The 2,408-nt window shown below is 60.5% G+C and carries 3 protein-coding genes and 1 pseudogene; 2 read left to right on the plus strand and 2 right to left on the minus strand.

Going from position 1 to position 2,408, the window contains the following annotated elements; translation table 11 throughout:
- Window positions 1–291: Gfo/Idh/MocA family oxidoreductase (locus tag EN991_RS32415; RefSeq protein WP_164769536.1), on the minus strand; the 291-nt coding region annotated here is incomplete at its 3' end.
- Window positions 292–558: 267 nt separating this feature from the next.
- Window positions 559–1,320 (minus strand): DeoR/GlpR family DNA-binding transcription regulator, encoded by a 762-nt coding sequence (locus EN991_RS32420; protein WP_013532952.1) that lies wholly within the window; start codon window positions 1,318–1,320, stop codon window positions 559–561.
- A 162-nt stretch (window positions 1,321–1,482) separates the two neighbouring features.
- On the opposite strand from EN991_RS32420, the gene EN991_RS32425 reads away from it, so the two are divergent.
- Both EN991_RS32425 and EN991_RS41305 read left to right on the plus strand, forming a co-directional pair.
- Complete coding sequence (locus EN991_RS32425; protein WP_023756676.1) at window positions 1,483–2,283, plus strand: class I fructose-bisphosphate aldolase; 801 nt, start codon at window positions 1,483–1,485, stop codon at window positions 2,281–2,283.
- Between the two features lie 3 nt (window positions 2,284–2,286).
- Window positions 2,287–2,408 (plus strand): annotated as a pseudogene (locus EN991_RS41305) (permease); the annotation flags it as partial.

Consider the following 2,408-nt stretch of genomic DNA (forward strand, 5'->3'; position numbering starts at 1 on the left):
GGTGAAGACGTGCTTGCCGGCCGAAAGGGCGGCAAACGAAATGTCGAAATGCGCCGCCGGAATGGTCAGGTTGAGGACGAGATCGATCTCGGGATCGGCCAGCAGTGCATCGACGCCGAGTGCCCGTATGCCATATTCCTTCGCCCGCAGCGCCGTCATGTCGGCCGAGATATCGGCGCAGGCGCGCAACTCGATGCCGCCGAAGAGAGCGGCATTGCGCAGATAGGTCATCGAGATATTGCCGCATCCGATGACGCCGATCCCGAGTTTCGTCGTTGATATCCCGTGCATTTTCGATCGTACCTCCCAACGCGGTCACCGTCTGCCGAATCCGCCCAGAAGTAACGGATCGCCTTCGCAAAGGGCTATACAACATTTTAAATATTGACGCGCGTAAAATTTTTATACAACATGCGAAAATGCTGGCGCGATATCGGGAGGCTGCCAGTCCTGGGAGGAGAAAATGACCGACATGAAAAAACGGCCGACCGCCGATGCGGATGCCGTGGGTCATGCGCGCATCGGATATTTCCGCCGCGGCCAGGGACCTCGACGGGGTCAGGCATAGATCACCTTGGCCCCTGTCCTATCAAGCTGGCTGCGTATTGGGCCGGACAGGCCATCGTCGGTGATCACGACATCGACGCTCGACAGCGAAAAGGCCTTGGAGGTTCCGCTGACGCCCCATTTGCTCGAATCCGCAAGGAGGACAACGCGCCGGGCCATGCGCACGAGGTTTCGCTTGGTTCGCGCCATGTCTTCGTTCACGTCGACCACATCCAGTGACGAGTCAATCGCATGCGCTCCAACAAAGACCTGATGCGCTACCAAGCCGCCGAGAGCCGTGTCGGCATCGGTGATCAGCGTGCTTACCGTGTCCGGGTAGACCCGGCCGCCGATCATGTGAACGTCGAGCCCGGGCCGATGCATCAGATGCTGCACGATATTCATCGCCGTGGCCGCGACCACGACATTGCTGAGCGGCGGTAACAGCATGGCAACCTGCATCAATGTCGAGCCGCCATCGAAGATGACTGATTGGTTGTCCTCGAACAGGTCTATCGCTGCCCGGGCGATGCGTTTCTTTGCATCGAGGTTTGTTTGCATCCGCCGGGCGAACGCGGCCGTGGTCGAATCCGTGGTCCGGGTCACCGCGCCTCCGCGGGTCTTGGTCAGCAGTCCCTTGCGATCCAGTATCTCGAGGTCGGAGCGCACCGTGACTTCCGACACGCCAAAATCATCTGACAGGTCCTTGATGCGAACCTGTCCGCTGCGTTGCACTTCACCCAGGATCGATTGGCGTCTCTGCTCTGACAACATTGGCCTGTCCTTGCCTCCATGCGCCAAGCGATCGCCCTGGCCTCGGTTCACTCTACCGAAAATAGGGGAATTCGAAAGCTTTCGAAAGATTGCATTTGTTATTTCTTTCGCAAACACTGGGTCCAGGATTTTGAAATCAATCAATTGGAGAGTTTTGGACTCATGAGCCTCGGAACCAAGGTGCGCCTGGCGCGCCTCTTCTCACATCCATCGGGGAATCTTTTTGGCGGCGCGGTCGACCACTTTGTCGGCTATGGCGACGTGCGCAAAGGAGGTCTTGCCGACCTGCCGGGTGCGCTTGCACGCGTCATGGTAGGCAAACCCGACTACGTCAGCATCCAGCCTGGCACCGCGCGCCATCTGTGGCCGCAATATGCGGGCAAGGCTTCCCTGGTGATCCAGGCCGGCTGCTTCACCCCAGACGATCGCATCAGTGAACTGATTGCAACGCCCGAGGATGCGGTGCGCGCCGGCGCCGATGCGTTGGCCGTGGCCATTCCGGTGCGTGGCGCGACCGAGGGAAAATACATACGCTGGCTGACCGATTCGGTGAACGCGGCGGCTCGTTACGGCATGCCGGTGGTGGCGCATATCTACCCTCGCGATTTCACCGACGGGGCAAAAATCGTCTTCACCCCCGACGAGATCGCCTATGCGGCACGCATCGGCTACGAGTCCGGCGTCGATGTGATCAAGATCGGTTACACGGGCGATTTCGAGTCGTTTCGAGAGACCGTTCGGACCTGCCCGGTGCCGGTTGTGATCGCCGGAGGTCCGAAGACCGACACGCTGCTCGGCGCCCTTCAGCAGACGGCGGACGCCATCCGTGCCGGCGCGCGCGGTGCCGTGGTGGGCCGCAATCTCTGGGGGCACGGCGATCCGGAAAAGGCAGCGATCGCCTTTCGGGGCGTCATCCATGACGGCCTTTCGGCGCAAGACGCCTTGGCGAAGGCGGGTGCCTGAACGATGCCCGCCGTCCCTTCAATCCTCGGCTTCGGAGCTATTGCGATCGACGACATCGTCTATGTCGATCAGCCGTTGTCGGCGGGCAAGGGGAAGGTTTTGCAAAGTGCCCGGGCTTTCGGGGG

Origin of the sequence: Mesorhizobium sp. M7A.F.Ca.US.005.03.2.1 (genome assembly GCF_003997795.1) — a bacterium.
GTDB classification, from domain to species: domain Bacteria; phylum Pseudomonadota; class Alphaproteobacteria; order Rhizobiales; family Rhizobiaceae; genus Mesorhizobium; species Mesorhizobium ciceri.

Coding starts and splice junctions, on each gene's coding strand:
- EN991_RS32420 (WP_013532952.1), bottom strand. CDS start 1,320: ATGTTGTCAGAGCAGAGACGCCAATCGATCCTGGGTGAAGTGCAACGC.
- EN991_RS32425 (WP_023756676.1), top strand. CDS start 1,483: ATGAGCCTCGGAACCAAGGTGCGCCTGGCGCGCCTCTTCTCACATCCA.